This window comes from Flagellimonas sp. S3867 (genome assembly GCF_014698935.1).
Classification (GTDB): domain Bacteria; phylum Bacteroidota; class Bacteroidia; order Flavobacteriales; family Flavobacteriaceae; genus Flagellimonas.
Genome location: NZ_JACVMN010000001.1, coordinates 678,794 through 703,236, shown reverse-complemented (window position 1 = coordinate 703,236; position 24,443 = coordinate 678,794). Strand labels below are relative to the sequence as shown.

Genomic DNA, 24,443 nt, shown 5'->3' with positions numbered 1-24,443 from the left:
TGTATTCGGGTTTTTAAATGGATTGAAAATGGGTTTCTGTTTATTAATCATCTTGTTCATAACTTAAAAGTGTAAAATGGTATAGGTAAAGCCAATACCGAACCTATGGATGCGTAGCACCTCAATATTTTCGGGCTGGCCAAATTGAATGTCGTTCAGATCGGTAAAACCGCGATCGTAGGTGAACTCCACGGAGAAGGTTTCGCCGTTTTGCAGGTTAAAGTCGAGCCCAAGGCCAAAATGTGCACCCACATTCACGCTGGTGTAGTCGGCGCCCACTTCTTCCCAATCGTTGGAAAGGATAATGCGCGAGCCGTCCTCGAAGACCATATACTGATCACGGTTTTCCCGTGCCCGAAAAATATAGGCTCCGTTTACCCCCACGATCAGTTGTGGTTGCATGGCGGCTCCATTGAGCTCGGGCAGTGACAACCTTGCGGAAAGCTGGCCCTTTGCGGAATGGAAGAACACTTGGCGGTTCAGATACTCCAGGTGGGTCAACAATCCGCTGGGAACGCCTTCCACGCTCTCGGGCAGTTGGGCAAGCTCACGGTTAAGGTCAGTTCGGCCCCCACCGAAGGTGTCGTACCCCAGATCCAACTGTACCTGCAAATAGGGCAGGGCCTGGTAACGGCCAAATGCGCCGATATTGCCGGAAATCACCGTGCCGGGCTGAGTAAATTGGCTGAAAGTACCCCCGGCCCTGGCCCCAAGTATAATGGAGTTGTCCGGGTTTGTAGCTGCATCCGAACCTTGTGCGGCCCCCTTGAAAGGAAATGCCAATAGGCACAAGAACGATGTAAAATAGAGTAATTGCTTCATAACATTTATATGGAATTAAGGTGTGTTCTGATGCTTGAAAAGCAGTTTCGATTCATAACATTGGTTTTTTTCTTCATATTTAAATGATGTTTAAAGGGTTACTATTTGGGTTTACTATATTGTTATTTGCGGCCATCCAACAGTTTATTGTTGTGGTTTGGTTCATTACAACCTGAATTATTTATGGTATGGCCCAAGGATAGGAAGGATTGATTTTTGAGATTGATTAAACATGCTATTTGGTTCTGGACGCCATGGCGCGCACGGCAATCATTATCAAAAGTAGAAATGGAACAAAGCGTTAAGGGGTCCCAATTGACGGATGGGGGGTTTGGGTTGATGGTTGCCCTACGCTAAAGCTTCGGACTATGGGTAGAGGGTTAAGGGTGGGGTTGACAGTTAACAGTGGACAATGAGCAATGAACAGTGAGCAATGTCATCCTGAGCTTGTTGAAAGATGGTCGTATGGTAGGATTATTGGATTTGTGCTTGCACTTGGTTTTTTTGAGGTGAAGGTTGCCCTGCGCTAAAACTTCGGACTATGGGTTAAGGGTTAAGGGTTAAGGGTTAAGGGTTAAGGGTTAAGGGTAGGGTTGACAGTTAACAGTGGACAATGAGCAATGAACAGTGAACAATGTCATCCTGAGCTTGTTGAAAGATGGTCGGATGGTAGGATTATTGGATTTGTACTTGCACTTGGATTTTTTTGATGTGAAGGTTGCCCTGCGCTAAAACTTCGGACTATGGGTTAAGGGTTAAGGGTGGCATTGACAGTTAACAGTGGACAATGAGCAATGAACAGTGAGCAATGTCATCCTGAGCTTGTTGAAAGATGGTCGGATGGTAGGATTATTGGATTTGTGTTTGCACTTGGTTTTTTTTGAGGTGAAGGTTTCCCTGCGCTAAAGCTTCGGACTATGGGTTAAGGGTTAAGGGTGAAGGGTGAAGGGTGAAGGGTGAAAGGTAAAAGGTAAATGGTAAATGGTAAAAGGATGTCACACTAAGCTTGTAGAAGGATGGTAGGATTATTGGATTTGTGCTTGCACTTGGATTTTTTTGAGGTGAAGGGTAAATGGTAAAAGGATGTCACACTAAGCTTGTTGAAGAGTGGGTTGATTGTGAAGTGAAAATAGAAAATGAAATTGAACTTGAGCTTTGGATTTGAACTTATATTGATTCGGAAAAACAAAAACCCCATGCGAATGCACAGGGCGGTATTATTTTGATGGTTTAGTTGTTGTTCTCAATTGCTCCTTCCTTTTTTAAGGGAAGGTGGATTGTGGCTTGCCACAAGACGGAAGGGATTTTTTGTTTCTCTCACACTTTCCGTCCCTCCTATGTCGCGACATCTTTCCTTACACTGAGAAAGGAGCCTTAAATATTGGCGGCCAACCAATCGCCAACTTCGCTAGTTTTGTAGGCTTTTCCTCCTTCGGAGAGGTCTTCGGTTACAATTCCTTCGGCCAAGGATTTGTTCACCACTGATCGGATAGCTTCGGCCTCATCTTTTAAATTAAAATCTTCGAACATCATGGCTGCGGACAATACCGTCGCCAACGGATTGGCAATGTCTTTTCCTGCGGCCTGCGGATATGATCCGTGGATGGGTTCGTAAAGTGACACGTCGCTTCCCAATGAGGAGGAGGGCATTAATCCCATAGAACCAGAGATTACGGAGGCTTCATCCGTTAAGATATCGCCAAAAAGGTTGGCAGTGATGATCACATCGTACCCTTTGGGCCACTGGATCAGTCGCATGGCCACGGCATCAACGAATTCGTAGGTCACTTCAACCTCGGGATAGTCTTTTTCCATGGCCTGAACGGTCTCGCGCCACAATCTTGAGGCTTCCAGCACGTTGGCCTTGTCCACACAGCAGAGTTTTTTACCACGTTTTAGCGCCATTTCAAAACCTTTTTTGGCCAAACGCTGAATTTCAAAACGTTGGTAGGTCATGGTGTCAAAAGCGGTATCGCCGTCATCTTTTCTTCCGCGTTCGCCAAAATAGACCCCTCCGGTAAGCTCACGAAGGATTATCAAATCGGTGCCTTCGATGCGTTCGCGCTTCAAGGGAGATTTATCAATTAAGGATGGAAAGGTGAAGGTTGGACGTACGTTGGCAAAAAGTCCCAATTTCTGACGCATTTTCAACAAGCCTTGTTCTGGACGCACCTTGGCTGATGGGTCGTTGTCAAAACGTGGATGGCCAATGGCTCCGAACAGCACGGCATCGGCAGTGGCGCACACTTCGTGTGTTTCATCGGGATATGGTTCGCCCACGGCATCTATGGCTGCGGCGCCTGTTAAAGCTGGTGTCCAGTTGATTTCATGGCTGAATTTTTTTGCGACCGCGTCGGATACTTTTACGGCTTGATCTATGACTTCGGGACCTATTCCGTCTCCGGCTAAAAGAGCTATGTTGAGTTTCATTATTTTCAATTATCAGTTAAGGTAAATGGTTAAGGGTAAAAGGTGAATGGTTATGGGTTAATGGTAAAAGGGTGAATGGTAAAAGGGGCGTAAATTGTTCATTGTTTATAATTTCCCTTCGACTGCGCTCAGGGAACGTTTGCTGCCTACTCATTTTTCATTGTTAATTGTACATTGATCATTGTTAAACAAGGTTTAGCATTTTTTCTGTTGCTTTTATGGCGGAAACCGTCTGGTCGGAATCCAATCCACGGGTGATGAAGTCCTTGTCCTTGGTCTGCCAAGTGATTATGGTTTCACAAAGGGCATCGGAGTTACTTCCAGGAGGAATTCGTACGGCATAGTCGATTAATTTGGGCAATTCCCGTTTTTCTTTTTGATATACTTTTTTGAGCGCATTGATAAAGGCATCGAACTGTCCATCGCCCTGGGCGTTTTCCTCGTACAATTTCCCTTCGATTTCAATGGAAAGGGTAGTGGAGGGCTTTAATCCTTTGGAATGGGTGAGCACGTATGATTTTACAAATACACGTTGCTGATGCAGTTCGCTATTCAATACATCGGAAATGATATAAGGAAGGTCTTCTTTGGTAACCCGTTCTTTTTTATCTCCGAGCTCGATTATGCGTTCGGTGACCTTTTTAAGCTCCTCATCATTCAAGGTCAATCCCAGCTCTTGAAGGTTCTTTTGGATGTTGGCTTTGCCAGAGGTTTTTCCGAGAGCGTATTTGCGTTTTCTGCCGAAACGTTCCGGTAATAAATCATTAAAGTAAAGATTCTTTTTACTATCTCCATCTGCATGTATTCCAGCAGTTTGTGTAAAAACATTATCTCCAACAATGGGTTTGTTCATAGGAATGCTGAAACCAGTGAAAGCAGAGACCAATTTACTCACTTTAAAGAGCGATGATTCTTTTACTCCGATGCTAATTTCGGGCATAAAATCGTTGACAACGGCGACTACACTTGCAAGTGGAGCGTTACCGGCTCGTTCGCCCATACCGTTGACGGTCAAGTGGAGTCCGTGAACACCTGCTTTGAGCGCTTCCATAACATTGGCAACGCTTAGATCATAGTCGTTATGCCCATGAAAATCGAAATGTGTGTTGGGATAACGTTCAACAATTTTGTGTAAAAACTGAAAGGTTTCTTGGTGGGTGAGCACCCCGAGCGTATCTGGGAGCAAAATCCGTTTTATGGGCAATGTGACCAAAAAATCGAGATATTGGAATACATATTCGGGTGAATTTCGCATACCATTGCTCCAATCTTCCAGATATACGTTGGTTTCTATGCCCTGTTCGCGAGCTTTTGAAACCACAACTTCAATATCTTTAAAGTGTTGGGCAGGAGTTTTCTTGAGCTGATGGGTCAAATGGTTTAACGAACCCTTGGTCAATAAGTTTTGCACTCTGGCGCCTGATTGCTTCATCCAATCGAGCGAAACACCACCATCTACAAAGGTCAATACCTCGACGTTGGAAAGAAAACCTTCGGTTTTGGCCCAGTCGGTGATATTTTTTACTGCTTCAAATTCACCATCTGAAACACGGGCGGAGGCAATCTCAATGCGATCTACCTTCAGCTCTTCCAAAAGCAATTTGGCCAGAGTAAGCTTTTCCGAAGCTGAGAAAGACACCCCAGAGGTCTGTTCACCATCCCGCAGGGTGGTATCCATGATTTCAACAGTCCTTTTGCTCATATTCCTATTTCTAATTGCATGACATGAATTTTAGCAACTACTCATATCTCATTTTGACCCCCTCCGTCCCGAAATACGGGACACCTCCCCCTTGAAAGGGTGAGGATCTTTTTTGGGGTTTACAGCTTTTTTGACACGAATTTCACTAATTACTCGAATTTCTTCTGATACAGATTTAACAAATCAAGATGAAAACAAAAAAACTTTATAACGGAGTATTCTCTGCGTACTTTTCAATATTGTTTTTGATATTCAATAAGAAATCGATATCGTCAAACCCGTTGAGCATATTTTCTTTTTTATAATCGTTTATGGCAAAGCTTTCACTTTCTCCTGTTTCCAATATGGTGATGGTCTGCTCGGGCAGGCTCACTTCCAATTCGGAATTTGGATTATTTTCCATAGCCTTGAAAATCTTGTCCAAAAACTCAGCACTTACCTGAACAGGAAGTACACCAATATTTAAGCAGTTGCCTCTAAAGATATCTGCAAAGAAACTGGACACTACACAACGGAATCCGTAGTCATAAACAGCCCAAGCGGCATGTTCCCGAGACGAACCGGAACCAAAATTCTTGCCTCCCACCAAAATTTTTCCACTGTAAATGGGGTTGTTGAGCACAAAGTGCTCTTTTGGGGTGTCGTCTGTGTTATATCTCCAATCACGGAATAAATTATCGCCAAAGCCTTTGCGCTCTGTCGCTTTTAAGAATCGTGCTGGAATGATCTGATCGGTATCCACATTTTCAATAGGTAATGGAACCGCTGAGCTTTTTAGTATGTTGAATTTATCGTAAGCCATTTTTCAATTTTCAATTATCAGTGTACAATTAGCAATTATCAGTTGTCAGTTTTCTGAGTACGGATAGCTGAGTCCGTTTAAAAATTACGCGAGTACGTCTTCCATTAATTCCCGTGGGTCTGTCACTTTTCCGGTCACTGCGGCTGCGGCTGCAACCAAGGGACTTGCCAAAAGGGTACGGGAACCCGGTCCTTGTCTGCCCTCAAAGTTTCTATTGGAGGTGCTCACGGCATATTTTCCGGCTGGAATTTTATCATCGTTCATAGCCAAACATGCAGAACAACCGGGTTCTCTTAATTCGAAACCGGCCTGGTGCAAAATGTCCAAAATACCTTCATTCTTTATCGCTTCTTCTACGCGATGTGAGCCTGGAACCAACCATGCTGTGACATTATCCGCCTTCCTTCTTCCTTTAATGATGGAGGCAAAAGCTCTAAAATCTTCAATTCGACCATTGGTGCAGCTTCCCAAGAATACAAAATCGATAGGTTTACCGATCATGGCATCTCCTTCGTTGAAGGCCATATACGCCAACGATTTTTTATAGGTGGCCGCTCCACCTTCAACCGCTTCAGCTTGCGGGATATCATTTTTGATTCCCATACCCATACCTGGATTTGTGCCATAGGTGATCATGGGCTCAATCTCTGAAGCTTCAAAAGTGAGCTCTTTATCAAAACTGGCGTCATCTTCAGAATAAAGCGTTTCCCAATAGGTCATGGCTTTATACCATGCTGCGCCTTTTGGGGCGTATTCTCTTCCTTCTATATAATCAAATGTCTTTTCATCTGGTGCGATCATGCCGCCACGTGCTCCCATCTCAATACTTAGGTTGCACACGGTCATTCGACCTTCCATGGACATATTTCGGAACACATCACCAGCATATTCCACAAAATATCCTGTAGCACCAGAGGTAGTCAGTTTGGAAATGATAAAAAGCGCAACATCTTTTGGCGTAACGGCTTTGTTTAGCGTGCCATTTACATTGATGCGCATGCTTTTGGGCTTTGGTTGCATGATGCACTGTGTAGAAAGCACCATTTCGACCTCACTGGTTCCAATTCCGAAGGCAATGGCACCAAAAGCACCATGGGTAGAGGTATGCGAATCACCACAAACAATGGTAGCGCCTGGAACGGTAATCCCATTTTCCGGGCCAATTACGTGGACAATTCCATTTTTCTCATGCCCAAGTCCCCAATAAGGGATGTTATGTGCATTGGAATTTTCTTCCAACGCCTTCAATTGGTTTGCGGACAGTTTATCCTTGACAGGCAAATGCTGGTTGCGCGTTGGTGTATTATGATCGGCTGTGGCAAATGTACGTTCTGGGTAGAGCACTTTAATGCCTCTATTCTTTAACCCGAGAAAAGCCACTGGACTTGTTACCTCGTGGACCAAATGTCTATCAATAAAAAGTACGTCAGGACCATTTTCTATGCGCTGTACCACATGTGAATCCCAAACCTTATCAAATAGTGTTTTACTCATAACTGTATTCAATAATATATAAGCTGGTAAATTTAGAATATGAAAAAAAAATGCTTACAGATTTAGTGTGGAAATTACGATGTTCAACACAAGTTTTGATGGGAAGCACTCCAAAAAATTTGCGTATTTACCATTTAAAACAAAAAGTCAGGACATTGTTATCAAATGATGGAATATTGGAGGTTCGATTTAGTTTTTCATCTTTTTTAACATAAAATGGCATTCCCCGATACATCTTTACTTTTTTTATTAAAAATGCTTTGACGTTTGGTTTCATTCAACATTCTACATTGGACCAATCCCTTGAAATTTAACATGTTTCCATCATTTTTAACATTGCTGTAACGGAATCGAAAGAACGGGCTGCCTACTTTAGATGACGACCTAAAAGTTTATTCATTAACTCATCAAAAACGAACAAATGAAAAAAAGTTACTCGGCCATTTCGGCCATGATTCTGATTGCAGTATTTCTAATTTCCAGCAGCTCTTTTGGACAATTGACCTTTTTACCACGTGGTAGCCAAATGGCAAAAGTTTCCCAACGAATTGGAACTACCGATGTTACCATTGTTTACTCGCGCCCTAGTGTAAATGATCGGGAAGTGTGGGGTACTTTGGTTCCTTACGGCATGAACAATTTAGGATTTGGTACAGCCGCTGAATCTCCTTGGAGAGCAGGGGCCAATGAAAACACCATTTTTAAGACCTCCGATGATTTGACCATTGGTGGTAAAACTTTACCAGCCGGAAAGTATGGCCTGCATATGATTGTAAATGAAGATAATACAGCAACGGTTATTTTCTCTAAGAATCACGATGCTTGGGGGAGTTATTTCTACAAACCTGAAGAAGATGTACTTCGCGTAGATGTTGAAACAACGGAAATTCCGCATGTTGAACAGCTTACCTATAACTTTGACAATGTAGATGCAACTTCGGCTGTAGCTTCGCTAAATTGGGAGAAAAAACAAATTCCTTTTAAGGTAGAGGCCGACGTGACCAATAATGTAATGGCAGAAATACGTCAGAAATTGCAAACTACTCCGGGGTTTAGTAGACAGAGCTGGGAACAAGCAGCCAATTATGCCCAAAACAATGGTGGTGATTTGGATGAGGCACTTGCTTGGGCGGATGCAGCTATCGCCGGACAATTTTTTAGCCAAAAAAACTTCAACAACCTTAGCATAAAGTCACAGATTTTAGCCAAACAAGGTAAGACTGCTGAATCTGCGGCTTTGATGAAAGAGGCGTTACCATTAGGAACCGTTTTCCAAGTGCATGGTTATGGAAGACAGCTTATTGGACAAGGCAAGAATGATGAAGCCTTGGAGATTTTTAAATGGAATGCTAAAAACAACAAAGGAACATGGCCTGTACATTACGGTTTGGCCAGAGGATACTCTGCTTTGGGAGATAACAAATCCACAGTGAAGCATTTAAAACTTGCCATGGAAAATGCTCCAGCCCAAGCCAACAAGGATAGGGTTGCAGCCAATTTGGCAAAAGCAGAAAAAGGAGAAGCAATCAATTAGGTTTTTCTATATAATTCATTAAAAAAATGCCCGGCTATGCTGGGCATTTTAACTTATATAATTCCAGATATTCGATTGTTTCAGCATTTTGGAATAAGCGTAAAGGATAGCTGTATTTTCAACCCTCTCCAATTTAGGATCTTCTTTTAATAGTTGAATGGCATAATATCGGGCTGTCTTCAAAATCTGGTTGTCTTTTACGATATCAGCAATCTTAAGATTGAGCAAACCACTTTGTTGGGTTCCCATTAAATCTCCCGGACCGCGAAGTTTTAAGTCGACTTCTGCAATTTCAAAACCATCATTAGTTCGCACCATGGTCTGAAGTCTCATTTTGGCATCCTCAGATAACTTATGACTTGTCATGAGAATACAAAAACTTTGCTCAGCACCTCTTCCTACACGACCGCGCAGCTGATGTAGTTGTGAAAGACCAAACCGCTCTGCACTTTCAATGATCATTACCGAGGCATTTGGGACATTTACGCCAACTTCAATCACTGTAGTGGCAACCATGATCTGTGTTTCTCCTTTTACAAAGCGTTCCATCTCGTAATCCTTGTCCGCAGGTTTCATTTTGCCATGTACAATGGAAACTTGATATTCTGGCAATGGAAAATCCCTAGCAATACTTTCATAACCATCCATTAGATCTTTATAATCCAAAGCTTCGGATTCTTTGATCAATGGGTAAACAATGTATATCTGTCTTCCCTTTTTGATTTCGTCTTTAATGAATTGAAAAACCTTTAATCGATTGCCATCGAATCGAAGTACTGTTTTTATCGGTTTACGACCAGGAGGTAGTTCATCAATTACCGATGCATCCAAATCACCATATAAGCTCATCGCCAAAGTTCTCGGGATAGGGGTTGCCGTCATGACCAAAATATGGGGTGGAATCTCATTTTTTCTCCAAAGCTTTGAACGCTGCGCGACCCCAAACCGATGTTGCTCGTCAATAACGGCCAAACCAAGGTTTTTAAATTGCACTTTGTCTTCCAAAACCGCATGGGTTCCCACCAAAATATTCAGATTTCCGTTTTCCAATTGGTTATGCAGTAAGGTACGTTCCGATTTTTTGGTCGAGCCGGTGAGAAGCGCGATTTTCACATCCATCTTACCTAATAATTCCTTTAAGCCATTATAGTGCTGTTGCGCTAATATCTCGGTTGGGGCCATTAAACAGCTCTGGAATTCGTTATCGATGGCTAGCAGTATACACATCAGGGCCACTATGGTTTTCCCGGAACCAACATCTCCTTGGAGCAAGCGGTTCATTTGGGCGTTACTGCCCATGTCTTTTCGAATTTCCTTGATCACCTTTTTTTGGGCATTGGTCAACTCAAAAGGAAGGTGCTTATTGAAAAAATCATTGAAATTATCACCAACCTGGTCAAAGGGCAGTCCTTTGATTTTATGTTTGCGGAGCATTTTTTTGGAGATCAATTGCAACTGCACAAAAAACAGTTCTTCAAATTTCAATCGGAACTGTGCCTTGGCCAATAATTCCTGATTTTTGGGAAAATGGATATTAAAAAGTGCTTCGCTTTTTGAGATTAATCGCAATTCTTCTAGTATTGATGCAGACAATGCCTCTGGAAATTGACCTTTGCATTCCAAAAACAATTGCTGCATCATTTTACTGATGACTCTGTTGGTAATCCCTTTTGCGCTTAATTTTTCCGTGGATGGATAAATGGGCTGCATGGCAATCTTTAAACCCTGTTGATGCTCGGATACTAACTCCATTTCCGGATGGGGCATGGAAAAAGTGCTGCCATAACGGGCTGTTCGTCCAAAAACTACATAGGGTTCGTTCAATTTAAGATTTTCCCGAATCCATTTATGTCCTCGAAACCAAACCAATTCCATTTGCCCGGTTTCATCCACAAAATTGGCAACCAATCGTTTCCCTCTTTTCTGTTCAACAGTTTTAATATGAACTATTTTACCCACGATTTGAACATCGGCTCCACTGGGTTGCAGCTGGTTGATTTTGTAGTATTGGGTTTTGTCCAGATATCGGTTAGGGAAAAGATGTAATAAATCCAGATAAGTTTCTATTCCCAGTTCCGTACGCAAAGTTTCTGCCCGATTGGGGCCAACACCTTTGAGATAAGGGATTGGAGTTTGTAGAAAATTGGGATTCATCAAACTAAAATATGTAATTTGGAAGGACTTTTGATAGATCCCCAGTATGAAGCTTGGCCTTACACTTATTTTTTTTCTTTTTCTACAACTCTTAAGCGCTCAAATTCAGGATAAAGTGGATTTTATTCGTGCTGAAGTTTTCGTGGAACCTATCCCAAAAGAAAAAAGGATTCATGGAACGGTCAAATATGAATTCAATGTTTTAAAGGATGTTGACTCAGTGTTTTTTGATGCCCATAATATGGATTTTTCATCAGTTTTAGTGGACTTGAAAAGAGTTGATTATGACAATGATGGTAAAAGGATATCGATTCAAAAGAAATTTAAAAAAGGAGACAAACATTTGATTGTTTTGACCTACCAAGTTCTTCCCAAACAAACCGTTTACTTTTTAGGATGGGAGGATGATAACCCGAACAATAATCAAATTTGGACCCAGGGCCAAGGAAAATATACGAGCCATTGGCTACCTAGTTTTGATGATATGACAGAAAAAGTGGAATTTGACATGAATATCTCTTATCCACTAAAAGATAATGTCATTGCCAATGGTATACGTACTAAGATTGTTGGCAATCACAAAGGAGGTGCTCTATGGAAATTTGACATGCAAAAACCGATGAGCAGCTATTTATTGGGGTTTGCTATAGGAAATTTTGAAGCGCAACAACTTAAATCGACATCTGGAATCCCAATTGAATTATATTACGAACCCAAGGACAGCTTAGAGGTTGAGCCGACCTATCGCTATTCCAAAGAAATTTTCGATTTCTTGGAAATCGAGATCGGTGTCCCATACCCGTGGCAAAACTACAAACAGGTACCGGTACAAGATTTTTTGTATGCCGGAATGGAAAATACAGGAGCCACCATTTTTTCCAACACCTTTGTGGTGGATTCCACAGCTTTTGTTGATAAGAATTATGTTAATGTGAACGCCCATGAAATGGCACACCAATGGTTTGGCAACCAGGTAACGGAACAAAGCGGAGAACACCATTGGTTGCATGAAGGGTTTGCAACCTATTATGCCTATTTGGCCGAAAGAGACATTTTTGGGGATGATTATTTCTACTGGCATCTATTGGAAACAGCAAGGGCTTTGGATAATTTTTCCGGTGAGGGCAATGGTGAAGCGTTAACAGATTCCAGTGCCGGGAGCCTTACCTTTTATGAAAAAGGAGCTTGGGCCTTGGTGATGCTAAGAGAAAGAGTAGGTGATGGCAATTTTAGGCAGGGGGTTAAAAATTATCTGCATAAATATGCCTTTAAAAATGTCACCATTGCTGATTTTATGTGGGAAATAGAAAAAGCATCTGGTATGAAGCTTACGGATTTTGAAGAGACATGGTTGCAAGAATCCGAATTTCCATTTGCGGTGGCCAAGAAATATCTTATCGAAAAATGCCCTTCCATTGCACAATACTTTCTTTTAGAGCCCTATAAACAAGAAGAAAGTATTGATGAGGATATGTTAATGCGTTTTTGGAATGATTCAACATCCATTTATTTAAAAAGACAGTTGATTTTGGACTTTGAAGATAACATCCAAGATGAAGTACTGTCCAAAATAATTTCAGGAGAAGATATCATCGTGCGTCAGGCATTGGCAATTTCCGTTTCTCGTGTCTCAAAAACTTTAAAAGCGGATTTCGAGTCTTTACTGAATGATAACAGTTATGTGACTCAAGAAAATGCTCTTTTTAAATTGTGGCAGGGCTTTCCTATGGAGCGGGAAAAATATTTGGATCTTACCAAAAACATTGTTGGCCTTCCCAACAAAAATGTACGCCTTTTATGGTTGACCCTTGCCCTGGTAACTCCCGAATATAGCCCCGATTCAAAACCACAATATTTTAAAGAGTTGAGCGGATATACAGATTCTGCATATCATTTTGAAGTACGGCTATTGGCTTTCCAATATCTTAAAGGCATAGGAGCATTTGACGATCAAACGGTTAAAAACTTGATTAAGGCATGCAACCACCATGTTTGGCATTTTAAAAAATCATGTCGGAAAATGCTCAAAGAATTTTTAAAAGAAGACGAAAATAAAGAAAGGCTCATGGGTATATATCCGACCCTTAGTTTGGAACAACGAGAATATATAGATAAAACTTTGGGCAAATGAGGGCATTGGTCATTTCGGGAGGTGGTAGTAAAGGAGCTTTTGCCGGTGGGGTAGCACAGTTCTTGATTCAGGAGGCAAAACATGAATATGATATGTTTGTTGGAACTTCAACCGGTAGTTTGCTTATTTCTCACTTGGCATTGAACAAATTGGATAAAATCAAAGAGATTTATTCCAATGTTAACCAAAATAGTATTTTCAATAACTGCCCTTTTTTGATCAAAAAGAAACATGGGGTTGAAATAATAGCCATAAACCATTGGAATGTGGTCAAGAACTTTATCAAAGGGAAAAAGACCTTTGGTGAGAGTGAGAACCTGCGCAAACTTATTCGAAGGTCAGTTACTCCGAATGAGTTTGAGACCCTAAAACAAGGCAAGACCGATGTTGTGGTAACGGTTTCCAACCTTTCGTTGAATCAGGTGGAATATAAGTCCATAAATGATTGCACTTATGAGGAGTTTTGTGACTGGATCTGGATTTCATCCAATTATACCCCGTTTATGAGCTTGGCAAAACGCAATGGATGCGAATATGCGGATGGCGGATTGGGTAGTCTGGTGCCTATCGAAGAAGCGGTTAGAAGAGGTGCAACTGAAGTCGATGTGGTGGTGTTGCATACCGAAGTGAATTACCTTAACAGAATGCCAGCCAGGAATCCTTTTGAGTTAATGACTACCATTTTTAGTTTTATGCTGGATCGCATAGAAAATCAGAATATTAGAATTGGAAAGTTAGTGGCAAATCAGAAAGATGCCATTATTAATTTCTATTATACGCCAACCATCCTGACCACAAATTCCTTGATTTTCAATAAAGAACGAATGACCCTATGGTGGAAAAGAGGGTATTTGTACGCTAAAAATAAAAATGAGGAGACCAGTCCCATAGATCCCGATCACATGGAATAGGAACTACCACAATTCGCTTACTTCCTTTTTTACAAAGGCCAAAGCGGTAGACGAAGGTGATTGTTTTTCCATGGTTTGGTTAAGAATGTCTTCCCTCAATTTATCGGGCGAATCGGTTTCGCTCATTCCCGCAGAACGAATAATCTGGATAGTAGCATTTTTAGCAGCTTTTATAATGTTCCAGCATTCTTCCGACATGTAGACTTGTTGAGAGAGATTGTGTTCAAATTCGGTTTCCACCTGTTTTATGAGTAGATTTTCATAATCACCTTTGTTTTTTCCCTTCGGTGCTACCCTGACCACTAAGCTATTGATGGAAATACGTTCTAAAAAGAGTACCATTCTTTCATAAGCTTGTAAACGGATTGGAAGGGTGTCCTTTTGAGAATCTTTGTGTAGCAGAAAACGTCTTCTGCCCTCTTCATTTCGGGTATGCAATCTAAAAAAGTAAAAGGCAACAGCCCCGGTTACAACAGCAGGCAATAGAAAGCCGAAAAGTTGAAAGATATCATCTCCACTCATAGGATAGTTTGTTTTTGGATTTTATAAAAACTAGAACGGACGAAAGGTTTAAAAAGTATAAAGCAAAAATATTATACTTATTGCCCCTTGGTCAAACGCTCTTTGGCTCGATCGTAGAAACCTTTATGGTCTGGTTGCATCTTAATGACAATTCCTTCTTTAAAATTCCCGTCCCTAACCGAAACATTCAATACATCTGCAGCAACTTTTAAAGTCCCCATCAATTCTTTGGAAACAGATGCCGCCTGATCTAGAGTGACACCAAAATCTCCGGTAATGTTGAGTCCCTCAATTTGGGTTTTGAGCGCAGGGTTTGCTATAAGGACTTTGGCCACATTGGCCAACCAAGTTTTGCCTTCATCGGTTAAATCAGAGGAAGTGTCAGAACCAAATAATTTGGTAAGACTATTCGAAATTACAATTGCGCCATCACTGACATCGGCATTTGCACCTTCCCCCAATGTTTGTTTCACTCTGGACAATAATACAATGGCGGTAGAATCATCAGAAGCGATCATTTCGTTGAGAACACTCAATTGTTTTTCCTTACGTTCCAGTGCGGCCAAGGTTTTGTTTATGTTTTCGCTGTTCTTTTTGGAAAGTTCAGAAAAGCTGCTCAGATTTTTAAGCAATGTTGCATTGGCATCGCGTAAGCTTACATTTTCAATTTCCAGGGTTTCCGCTTTGGCGTTGCTCGATGAAACTTCCCGTTTCTTCTTTGCCAACTGCTGCTCAACATCTTGAATATTGGTTTTTAACTCCTCAATTTGGGCAAAGAGTTCACTTTTTTTCTGTGCGAAACCTACAGTTGTAAATAATAGGCATAAGATAATGGGTAAATGTTTTTTCATAAGTAAGCATTATTTGGTTCGATATTTTCTGCAGGCCAAAATTAGGTTGTTTTTTCCGAAGTTGTTTTTCCACCTAAATAAACACAATCGTAAAACTCTTGCATGGAAGCGAACGGCACCTCGTTTTTTTTGTAATTGTAAACGGCTTCAAGATCACTGCTTAAATAATCATCATCAACATTTACTTGCACGTCATTCATGGTAAACTGACAAGGATGCTCATAACCTGCAGCATGGGTAATTTCCAAAAACTCCTTTCTAAAAGTTTTGAAATATTGTGCCAAACGGTCCGATTTCAATGGGACACTGATGCCATTTTGCAACCACTTGCTCTGCGTGGCTACTCCGGCCGGACATCTGTTGGTATGACATACCTGCGCTTGAATACACCCTATGCTCATCATGGCTTCTCTAGCCACATTGATACAATCCGCCCCCATGGCAAAAGCCATAGCGGCTTTAGCAGGAAAGCCCAATTTTCCGCTTCCAATAAAAACGATACGCTCCGCTAGCCCTCTGACTTGAAAAATCTTATAAACAGAAGAAAAACCATAAACCCAAGGCAAGGAGACATGGTCTGCAAAACTAGGAGGTGCTGCCCCGGTTCCTCCTTCACCACCATCAACAGTGATAAAATCCGGCCCTTTTCCCGATTTTTTCATCAAATCAGCCAATTCCTCCCATTGTGATAGCTTTCCAATTGCAGCTTTGATACCAACGGGAAGCCCAGTTTCGCTTGCAATGTCCTCAATGAGGTTCATCAGTTCTGGAATGGAGTTGAAAGCTTTGTGCGTGGCAGGGGAGAGAACATCCTTGCCCACCTCAACACCTCTGATTTTTGCTATCTCCGGTGATATTTTGGCACCGGGCAATACGCCACCCTTTCCCGGTTTGGCACCCTGTGAAAGCTTTATTTCTATAGCCTTTATGCAGGGGTTTTCATCCACCAAAATCTTCATTTTCTCCATAGAAAAGTTACCTTCCCTAGATCGCACACCAAAATATCCGGTTCCAAAATGAAAGATTACATCCCCACCCTGTTTATGATAAGGAGATAACCCTCCTTCACCAGTGTTATGATAGGCCTGACTCTTTTTAACTCCTTTGTTCATCGATTCTACTGCGGCCGCGGATAAAGAGCCAAAACTCATTGCGGATACATTAATTATCGAGGCTGGCCGATAAGGCTTTTTCCGTTTGTTGTAGCTCCCAATTACTTTAGCACAAGGCAAGAAATAGGGGTCTTGTTTGTTAGGATGATTCTCGGATATTTGATACCCGATCATGGCATTCTTTACAAAAATGTGCTGGTGTGCATAAATATCGCGATCCGTCCCAAAGCCTTCGTAATTATTCTCCTTTTTAGCAGAGGCATAGATCCAACCCCTTTCAATTCGGTTAAATGGAAGTTCTTCACGGTTATTGGCCACAAAATATTGCCGCATTTCCGGACCTATACTTTCCAACCAATACCTTAGATGCCCAACCACGGGAAAATTGTGACTGATGGTATGGGCCTTTTGAAAGAAAATATCCCGAAGGGCAACTAGAGCCAAAAAAATCAGGAGCCACCCCCACCAAGCAACAGACCCCAAAAAATCCAAAATCGCTTCCATTTACATATTCATATAATCCAATGTCAGTTCGGTCATAGCCTTTACACCCAATAGCAATCCACTATCATCAATTTTAAAATCTGGGGTATGGTGTGGAAAAGATTCGGTGTTTCCTGGAGTCATTCCACCTAAAAAGAAATATAAACCTGGAACTTTTTCTTGAAAATAGCTAAAATCCTCGGCACCGGTTATGGCTTTGTGGACCACAACATTTTCTTTTCCGGCGACCCTTTCAAAGGTGGGAACCATTTTGGGAGTAAGTGCAAGATCATTGAAAGTGATGGAAGTTGAACTTTTAATATCAATAGTTGCCTCGCCACCATAAGCTTTGGCAATGGCAGGCACCATTTCCTCCATACGTTTGTTGATGTGTTTTTGCATATCATAATCAAGGGTGCGGATGGTCCCAATCAATTCAGCGCTTTCAGGAATGATATTAAATCGTACTCCACTTGTTATTTTGCCCACCGTGATGACCGCGGCTTCATTGGTCAATTCAGTTTCACGGCTGATAATTGTCTGCAAGCCATCAATGATTTTGGCACTTATCAAAATGGGATCAACACCTCCCCAAGGCTGGGAACCATGAGTTTGTTTTCCTTTTACGTTGATGACAAAACGCTGAGCGGCAGCCATGCTTCCGCCAGGTTTATATTTAATGGTATTTATAGGTGTTTGTGAATTGATGTGGAGACCAAAAATCGCATCGACATCAGGTTTGGTAAGTACACCTTCTTTTACCATCAATAAAGCACCACCTTCTTCACCTGGAGGTGCACCTTCTTCAGCGGGCTGAAAGATAAATTTTACAGTTCCTTTGATTTTATCCTTGTTTTTGGAAAGCACTTCGGCAACACCCATTAAAATGGCAGTATGCGTATCGTGACCGCAGGCATGCATGACACCAACTTCTTTCCCCAAAAAAGTGGATTTTACATTGGACCTAAACGGAAGATCGTTCCGTTCCGTAACTGGCAGCGCATCAATATCTGCCCGAAGGGCAACTACTTTACCGGGATGATTCCCCTTTAACAATCCGACAACCCCAGTTTTAGCAACACCTGTCTGCACTTCAATCCCGAGGGACTTTAAATGCTTGGCAATTTTTTCAGCGGTTTTGAACTCTCGATTACTGAGTTCCGGATTTTGATGAATATCTCTTCTCCATTCAATAACCTTGTTTTCAACTGCGGAGTAGTCTTTGTCCAAGTTATGGTCTTGGGCCCAAATGGTTAAACTGGTCAACAGTAAAGTAAATGTCAGTGTTTTGTGCATGTGTTTTTGAGTTTAGAATTTTATAAGTTGATAATCTTCATTTTGTAATTGAATCAATGCGGTCATGGCCGAAAGCGAAATTTTCGCACCTGGAATAAGTTCGTTTTTTGGAAAATTACGTGACCTGGACGATTGTCCGCATAATATCACCTCAACCCCAGCGTCCATCAAGTCCTTTACCAAGTTGTAATTGGGGTTGGAAACCCCATATCTTTTCTGATATGCTTCATTTTGAATAATATCTTTTGAAGCTTTATTGTGCACAACCAAAGCAACTTTCAATTGTGATTTAGGGACACCACTTTGTGCGTGCATGTTTAAAAAACGTGCTGCGGTTTCAATGGTTTTGTTTACTTCTGTATGGGATTCAGGGCTGTTCATAATATCAAAAACAACTTTGAACTCTTCATTAGCGTTGGTTTTGAAATCTGGATTGTCAATTTTATGAACTTTGCCGAAATCCGTTATGATGGGACCCGCTTGCGGATTTTGGGAAAATAAAATGTGATTATTAAAAAAGGTGCAGAAGAATAAAATTAAAATGAGGGGTCTTGCCATTTTTTTAGATTTCCTAAATATATTCAATTCCGATTAATTCTTACCTCGTGTTTATAAGTATTAACAGGATCATTTTAGCATGAAACCATTATTGGCTAATTTCACATCTACTTTTAAAACACCTGAAGGTTTGAGTACTTTTTTGGATGAATTGAATGACGCCCAACGGGCTCCGGTACTGCACAAGGATGGTCCTTTGATGGTCATTGCAGGTGCAGGCTCTGGAAAGACCCGTGTTTTGACCTACCGTATAGCCCATTTGATGGAGCAAGGGGTCGATTCTTTTAATATTCTAGCATTAACCTTTACCAACAAGGCGGCCCGAGAGATGAAAAAACGGATTGCCACTATTGTTGGAAATTCCGAAGCGAAAAACCTTTGGATGGGTACCTTTCACTCCGTCTTTGCCAAACTATTACGTTTTGATGGAGACAAATTAGGCTACCCAAGCAATTTCACTATTTACGACACTCAAGATTCCCAGCGCTTAATTGCTTCCATTATTAAAGAGATGGGACTGGACAAGGATATTTATAAGTACAAGCAGATTCAAAACCGAATATCGTCCTATAAAAATAGCTTGATTACCGTAAAGGCCTATTTTCAAAACCCCGAACTGGTGGAAGCTGATGCAATGGCCAAGAGGCCTCGATTGGGGGAAATCTATCAAAATTATGTAGATCGTTGCTTTAAAGCGGGGGCCATGGATTTTGATGATCTTCTACTACGAACAAATGAGTTGTTGACTCGTTTCCCAGAAGTATTGATGAAATATCAGGATAGGTTCAGGTACATTTTGGTAGATGAGTATCAGGATACCAATCATTCACAGTATTTGATTGTCAAGGCGCTTTCTGACCGCTACCAGAATATTTGTGTGGTTGGTGATGACGCGCAAAGTATCTATTCGTTCAGAGGGGCCAATATCAGCAACATTCTCAATTTTCAGAAGGATTATGATGATGTGGGTATGTATCGGTTGGAACAGAACTATCGCTCCACAAAAAATATTGTCAATGCCGCCAATTCCATCATCGCAAAGAACAAAAACCAATTGGAAAAGGTGGTTTGGACTTCCAATGATGAGGGCAATAAGATAAAAGTCCACCGAAGCATCACCGATGCGGAAGAGGGAAGGTATGTGGCAAGTTCCATTTTTGAAAATAAGATGCAACAGCAGTTACAGAATGGGGAGTTTGCTGTGCTGTACCGAACCAATTCGCAATCAAGAGCCATTGAAGATGCATTACGTAAACGAGATATTCCGTATCGGATTTATGGAGGGTTATCCTTTTACCAACGCAAGGAAATAAAGGATGTATTGGCTTATTTACGAATGGTTATCAATCCAAAGGATGAGGAAGCTTTAAAACGAATTATCAATTTTCCTGCTCGAGGTATTGGACAGACCACAATTGATAAATTGGTAGTTGCTGCCAATCATTATGGACGTTCCATTTTTGAAGTTATGGAGCATCTGCATAAACTTGAGTTGAAAATAAATGCTGGCACCAAACGTAAATTGGAAGATTTTGTGACCATGATCAAAAGCTTTCAAATCATGAATGAAGGCTCAGATGCATTTGCGCTTGCCGAACATGTTGCCAAAAAGACCGGCTTGCTGTTAGAGTTCAAAAAAGATGGCACGCCAGAGGGCATTGCTCGAATGGAGAACATTGAAGAACTATTAAATGGTATCAAAGATTTTGTGGAAGGACAAAAAGAATTGGCCGATGCTACCGGAAGCCTTACCGAATTTTTGGAGGATGTGGCGCTTGCTACCGACATGGACAAGGATACTGGTGATGACGATCGCGTAGCCTTAATGACCATCCATCTGGCAAAAGGGTTGGAGTTTCCATACGTCTATGTTGTTGGAATGGAGGAAGACCTTTTTCCTTCAGCTATGAGTATGAACACAAGAAGTGAGCTGGAAGAAGAACGACGTTTGTTCTATGTGGCCTTGACCCGAGCAGAAAAACAGGCCTACCTTACCTATACGCAAAATAGGTATCGCTGGGGAAAACTTATAGATGCAGAACCCAGTCGATTTTTAGAAGAAATAGAAGAGCAGTATGTTGAAAATCTCACTCCTGTAAATGATGGGTATCGCTATAAATCGATGATTGATGCCAATATTTTTGGAGAGGTCGATAAAAGTAAACTCAGGCAAATAAAACCTAAAACCGGCACCCCTCCAAGTGTTCAGAAGCCCAATGAAAATCAATTGCGCAAACTCAGAAAGTTGAAACCAGAGATTTCAGCTCCTACTGGTAATACGAATACCATTGATCCTGATTTGGCGGAAGGTTCGTTGGTAAACCACACCCGATTTGGTAAGGGCAAGGTGATTAAAATTGAAGGTGTGGGCAATGATAAGAAGGCTGAAATTAAATTTGAAAGGGGAGATGTAAAGAAATTATTGCTCCGATTCGCCAAATTGGAGATATTGGAAGGATAGTCCTATCCACAGGTCGAGTCATAATCATGCCATTGATCATAATCTTTGTTACTTTGTACAAAATGGGAATTGCTGATGGCCGAGTTCATAAAACTTTTTGAGGAGAACCCCAATCCACGACAGATTGAGAAAATTGGAGCGATACTCCGAAAGGGGGGATTGATTATTTACCCTACGGACACGGTTTATGGTTTGGGCTGCGACATCACCAATTCTAAAGCACTGCAAAAAATAGCGCGAATCAAAGGAATAAAATTGGAAAAGGCCAATTGGTCCTTTATTTGTCCCGACCTCAGTAATCTGTCTGATTTTGTCCGTCAAATTGACACTGCTACCTTTAAAATATTAAAACGGGCATTGCCTGGTCCTTATACTTTTATCCTTCCGGGGAACAACAATCTTCCCAAAGATTTTAAAAAAAAGAAGACCGTGGGTATACGGGTTCCGGATAATGCCATTGCAAAAGCGTTGGTTACTGAACTGGGCAATCCGATTGTGTCCACTTCCATATATGATGAGGATGATATATTGGAATATACCACCGACCCTGAGCTTATTTATGAGAAATGGCAGAATCTGGTAGATGTTGTTATTGATGGGGGATATGGGGCAAATGTCGCCTCGACCGTTGTGGACTTGTCCGAGGGTTATCCCAAAGTGGTAAGGGAAGGAAAGGGAAGTATCGATATTTTTTAAAACAAAAAAGCGGCCTAAAAGGCCGCCTTTTCAAATTTGTTGTAAGAAACAATTAGTTTCCAGAACCACCAATGGCTGGATCTTTCATTCCTTCTTCGATCATGTTGTAGAACTGATCAATTTTTGGTAGAACCACAATTCTTGTTCTTCTATTTTTAGCTCTCTCAGCTGAAGAGTCATTGGATGCCAATGGAATATAATGACTTCTTCCGGCAGCAGTCATACGCTTTGGATCTACATTGAAATCGTTTTGCAATGTTCTAACTATAGAGGTAGCACGCTTTGCACTTAAATCCCAGTTATCAACAAGAACTCCGCTTGAGTAAGGCACGTTATCGGTGTGTCCTTCAACCAAGAATTCAAAATCTGGCTTGTTATTGACTACTTTGGCTACTTTTCCAAGGACATTTCTAGCAGCATTTGTGATGTTATAGCTTCCGCTTCTGAACAACAATTTATCAGAAATAGATACATAAACTACACCTTTTTCTACGCTAACCTCAATGTCTTCATCATCCAAGTTTCCAAGAACACCTTTAAGGCTTTGTACCAAAGCAAGGTTTACAGAGTCTCTTCTAGTAACAGCATCTTGCAATTTTCTAATGGTTAGGTCTTTTTCGCGAAGACTTTCCAAAGATTTCTCAAGATTTTCAGCTCCCTTGGTAGTAAGCGTGGTTAAATTACCCATGTTGTTGATCAACTCTTGGTTGTTAGCTTTCAAGAAAGCATTTTGATCTTCTAGGGTTTTAAGCCTGGACGAAGCCGTAGCTTTTTCTTCCAAACAGTCGTTCAATTTAACTGTTGCAGAATTTAATAGGTCTTGGGTTTCTTTTTGCTTGGCTTCAAGATCGGCATATTTCTTTTGAGATACGCAAGAAGTCAATAAAACCGCCATGGACAGTGTTCCGAGGAAAATTTTTTTCATAATTGTGGTAATAAATTATAGATATGTTTGATTTTTCTGGATTAAAAACGAGACCAAAATTATGTAAAATGCAATGTTTGCGTGGTCAGGCTTAGTTAATCTTTTACTAAAATGTTAAAGTTCTTTACTTGATGTACGAAATGGGACCAGACAATGGATGTCGTGGAATAGTATTTTTGCAAAAAATTAGCTTTTTCCCTTTTGCCGTAAATCTTTCTAAAATTAACATAAAAACTAACATGGGCCTTAAGGATGGCCAAACAGTGTTTGAATTTAAATTGAAAAATGAAACGCAGTCCCGCTATACCATCCAATAGTAATCTCAAGAATATGATTGAAAAAGCCCTTTTACCAGGTAGATTTTTGGTAATGGAATACAGGGAGTTCCGAAAATTTAGAAAGGTTTTCTTCGGATCCATATTTTTAAGTGTGGAACCTCCCATGTGATAAACACTACTCTCCCCAACATAATAGACTTTATGACCAGAATTCTTGGCTCGCCAACAAAGATCTATTTCTTCTTGATGTGCAAAGTAGTCTTCATCAAACCCTTTTAAGGACGTGAAAACATCACTTTTAATGAACATGCAGGCTCCAGTGGCCCAAAAAACTTCCTTGACATCATCATATTGCCCTTGATCCTTTTCCAAAGCTTGGAAAATTCTGCCCCTACAAAATGGATAGCCTAACATATCAATAAACCCACCAGCAGCACCGGCGTATTCAAAATATTCCCTGCGGTTTAAATCCAGAATTTTAGGTTGAAGTATGGCGGCTTCGGGTTTGTTCTTAAACGTATTTAGAATCGGACCTAACCAATTGGGCGTTACCTCAACATCCGAATTTAAAAGGCAAAAAATATCGGCATCAATGGTTTGAAGCCCATCGTTATATCCTTTGGCGAATCCACCATTTGTGGTATTCTGAATAATAGCTATCTGCGGGTATTCACTTCTTAAGAAGTCCACTGAATCATCTGTGCTGGCATTGTCTACCACATAAGTATCAGCTCCTTGCGAGTGGGCAACGACCGAAGGAAGAAATCTTTCCAACAATGCTTTACCGTTCCAGTTTAATATGACTATGGCGACTTTCAAAACGGCAGCAAATTAACGGCTAAAATCAGGAATTTCCTTCAAAAATGAATATTTTTCACGATTAAAATCCATTTTACAATAATAATGTTCGATCCCATTGGTCACCATAAGGTGATTGGATTTTAATTCATAGTTGTATTGTGCTATTTGATCAAAAGTGGATTGGTCAATTTTTATTTTGGGCGCCTTGCATTCGACCAAAAGGTCAATGTTGCCATTAGGTTTGAACACCACCACATCGTACCGTTTCTTTAAATTATTCACCATCAATTGTTTTTCTACATTGATGAGACTCTGCGGATATTTTTTGGTAAAAACCAAAAAATGAACCACATGTTGGCGTACCCATTCCTCTGGCTGCAGTACCACAAATTTTTTACGGATCATGTCAAAAATATGGAGGCTATTTTCGTTACTTTTGATTCTAAACCTGTACTTGGGAAAGTTTAATGGTTGCATTGA

19 protein-coding genes are annotated in these 24,443 nt (G+C 41.1%); 5 read left to right on the top strand and 14 right to left on the bottom strand.

Going from position 1 to position 24,443, the window contains the following annotated elements:
* Nucleotides 1-63: 63 nt before the first annotated feature.
* The 5 genes from IAG46_RS03145 to leuC form a co-directional block, all read right to left on the bottom strand.
* Entirely contained in the window at nt 64-822 is a 759-nt protein-coding gene (locus tag IAG46_RS03145) for an outer membrane beta-barrel protein (RefSeq protein ID WP_190808863.1), read from the bottom strand.
* A gap of 1,374 nt (nt 823-2,196) precedes the next feature.
* Nucleotides 2,197-3,252, bottom strand: a complete 1,056-nt coding sequence (gene leuB, locus IAG46_RS03140) for a 3-isopropylmalate dehydrogenase (protein WP_190808862.1) — start codon at nt 3,250-3,252, stop codon at nt 2,197-2,199.
* Nucleotides 3,253-3,436: 184 nt separating this feature from the next.
* Complete coding sequence (locus IAG46_RS03135) at nt 3,437-4,954, bottom strand: alpha-isopropylmalate synthase regulatory domain-containing protein (RefSeq protein WP_190808861.1); 1,518 nt, start codon at nt 4,952-4,954, stop codon at nt 3,437-3,439.
* Between the two features lie 205 nt (nt 4,955-5,159).
* Nucleotides 5,160-5,756, bottom strand: a complete 597-nt coding sequence (leuD, locus tag IAG46_RS03130) for a 3-isopropylmalate dehydratase small subunit (protein WP_190808860.1) — start codon at nt 5,754-5,756, stop codon at nt 5,160-5,162.
* A gap of 84 nt (nt 5,757-5,840) precedes the next feature.
* Entirely contained in the window at nt 5,841-7,250 is a 1,410-nt protein-coding gene (leuC, locus tag IAG46_RS03125; protein ID WP_190808859.1) for a 3-isopropylmalate dehydratase large subunit, read from the bottom strand.
* 421 nt (nt 7,251-7,671) lie between these two features.
* Here leuC and IAG46_RS03120 point away from each other — a divergent pair, with 421 nt between their 5' ends.
* A complete protein-coding gene (locus IAG46_RS03120; RefSeq protein WP_190808858.1) occupies nt 7,672-8,784 on the top strand; it encodes a DUF2911 domain-containing protein in 1,113 nt (370 codons plus the stop codon).
* A gap of 48 nt (nt 8,785-8,832) precedes the next feature.
* On the opposite strand, the gene recG is transcribed toward IAG46_RS03120, so the two are convergent.
* Complete coding sequence (gene recG / locus IAG46_RS03115) at nt 8,833-10,938, bottom strand: ATP-dependent DNA helicase RecG (RefSeq protein WP_190808857.1); 2,106 nt, start codon at nt 10,936-10,938, stop codon at nt 8,833-8,835.
* 115 nt (nt 10,939-11,053) lie between these two features.
* Between recG and IAG46_RS03110 the strand changes: the two genes are divergently transcribed.
* The gene (locus tag IAG46_RS03110; RefSeq protein WP_368668162.1) at nt 11,054-13,069 is read left to right on the top strand and encodes a M1 family metallopeptidase; all 2,016 of its coding nucleotides are present in this window, start codon (nt 11,054-11,056) and stop codon (nt 13,067-13,069) included.
* On the top strand, nt 13,066-13,980 hold the full coding sequence (locus IAG46_RS03105; protein ID WP_190808855.1) for a patatin family protein: 915 nt from the start codon (nt 13,066-13,068) through the stop codon (nt 13,978-13,980). The genes IAG46_RS03110 and IAG46_RS03105 overlap by 4 nt, the downstream gene beginning before the upstream one ends.
* 3 nt (nt 13,981-13,983) lie before the next feature.
* Here the strand turns inward: IAG46_RS03105 and IAG46_RS03100 are convergent, their stop codons facing one another.
* The 5 genes from IAG46_RS03100 to IAG46_RS03080 form a co-directional block, all read right to left on the bottom strand.
* Nucleotides 13,984-14,502, bottom strand: a complete 519-nt coding sequence (locus tag IAG46_RS03100) for a hypothetical protein (protein ID WP_190808854.1) — start codon at nt 14,500-14,502, stop codon at nt 13,984-13,986.
* Between the two features lie 77 nt (nt 14,503-14,579).
* On the bottom strand, nt 14,580-15,353 hold the full coding sequence (locus tag IAG46_RS03095; RefSeq protein WP_190808853.1) for a hypothetical protein: 774 nt from the start codon (nt 15,351-15,353) through the stop codon (nt 14,580-14,582).
* 41 nt (nt 15,354-15,394) lie between these two features.
* Nucleotides 15,395-16,969 (bottom strand): FMN-binding glutamate synthase family protein, encoded by a 1,575-nt coding sequence (locus IAG46_RS03090; RefSeq protein ID WP_190808852.1) that lies wholly within the window; start codon nt 16,967-16,969, stop codon nt 15,395-15,397.
* A complete protein-coding gene (locus tag IAG46_RS03085; protein WP_190808851.1) occupies nt 16,970-18,244 on the bottom strand; it encodes an amidohydrolase in 1,275 nt (424 codons plus the stop codon).
* A 12-nt stretch (nt 18,245-18,256) separates the two neighbouring features.
* Nucleotides 18,257-18,802, bottom strand: coding sequence for a DsrE family protein (locus tag IAG46_RS03080; RefSeq protein WP_190808850.1), 546 nt, complete (start codon nt 18,800-18,802; stop codon nt 18,257-18,259).
* 79 nt (nt 18,803-18,881) lie between these two features.
* On the opposite strand from IAG46_RS03080, the gene IAG46_RS03075 reads away from it, so the two are divergent.
* Nucleotides 18,882-21,263: an ATP-dependent helicase gene (locus tag IAG46_RS03075; RefSeq protein WP_223826562.1), complete on the top strand. Its 2,382-nt coding sequence runs from the start codon at nt 18,882-18,884 to the stop codon at nt 21,261-21,263.
* Between the two features lie 75 nt (nt 21,264-21,338).
* Nucleotides 21,339-21,959 (top strand): L-threonylcarbamoyladenylate synthase, encoded by a 621-nt coding sequence (locus IAG46_RS03070; protein ID WP_190808849.1) that lies wholly within the window; start codon nt 21,339-21,341, stop codon nt 21,957-21,959.
* Nucleotides 21,960-22,011: 52 nt separating this feature from the next.
* On the opposite strand, the gene IAG46_RS03065 is transcribed toward IAG46_RS03070, so the two are convergent.
* The 3 genes from IAG46_RS03065 to IAG46_RS03055 form a co-directional block, all read right to left on the bottom strand.
* Nucleotides 22,012-22,884, bottom strand: a complete 873-nt coding sequence (locus IAG46_RS03065; RefSeq protein ID WP_190808848.1) for an OmpA family protein — start codon at nt 22,882-22,884, stop codon at nt 22,012-22,014.
* 95 nt (nt 22,885-22,979) lie between these two features.
* A complete protein-coding gene (locus IAG46_RS03060; protein ID WP_190808847.1) occupies nt 22,980-23,981 on the bottom strand; it encodes a glycosyltransferase family 2 protein in 1,002 nt (333 codons plus the stop codon).
* Nucleotides 23,982-23,993: 12 nt separating this feature from the next.
* Nucleotides 23,994-24,440, bottom strand: coding sequence for a type I restriction enzyme HsdR N-terminal domain-containing protein (locus IAG46_RS03055; RefSeq protein WP_190808846.1), 447 nt, complete (start codon nt 24,438-24,440; stop codon nt 23,994-23,996).
* Nucleotides 24,441-24,443: the final 3 nt, after the last annotated feature.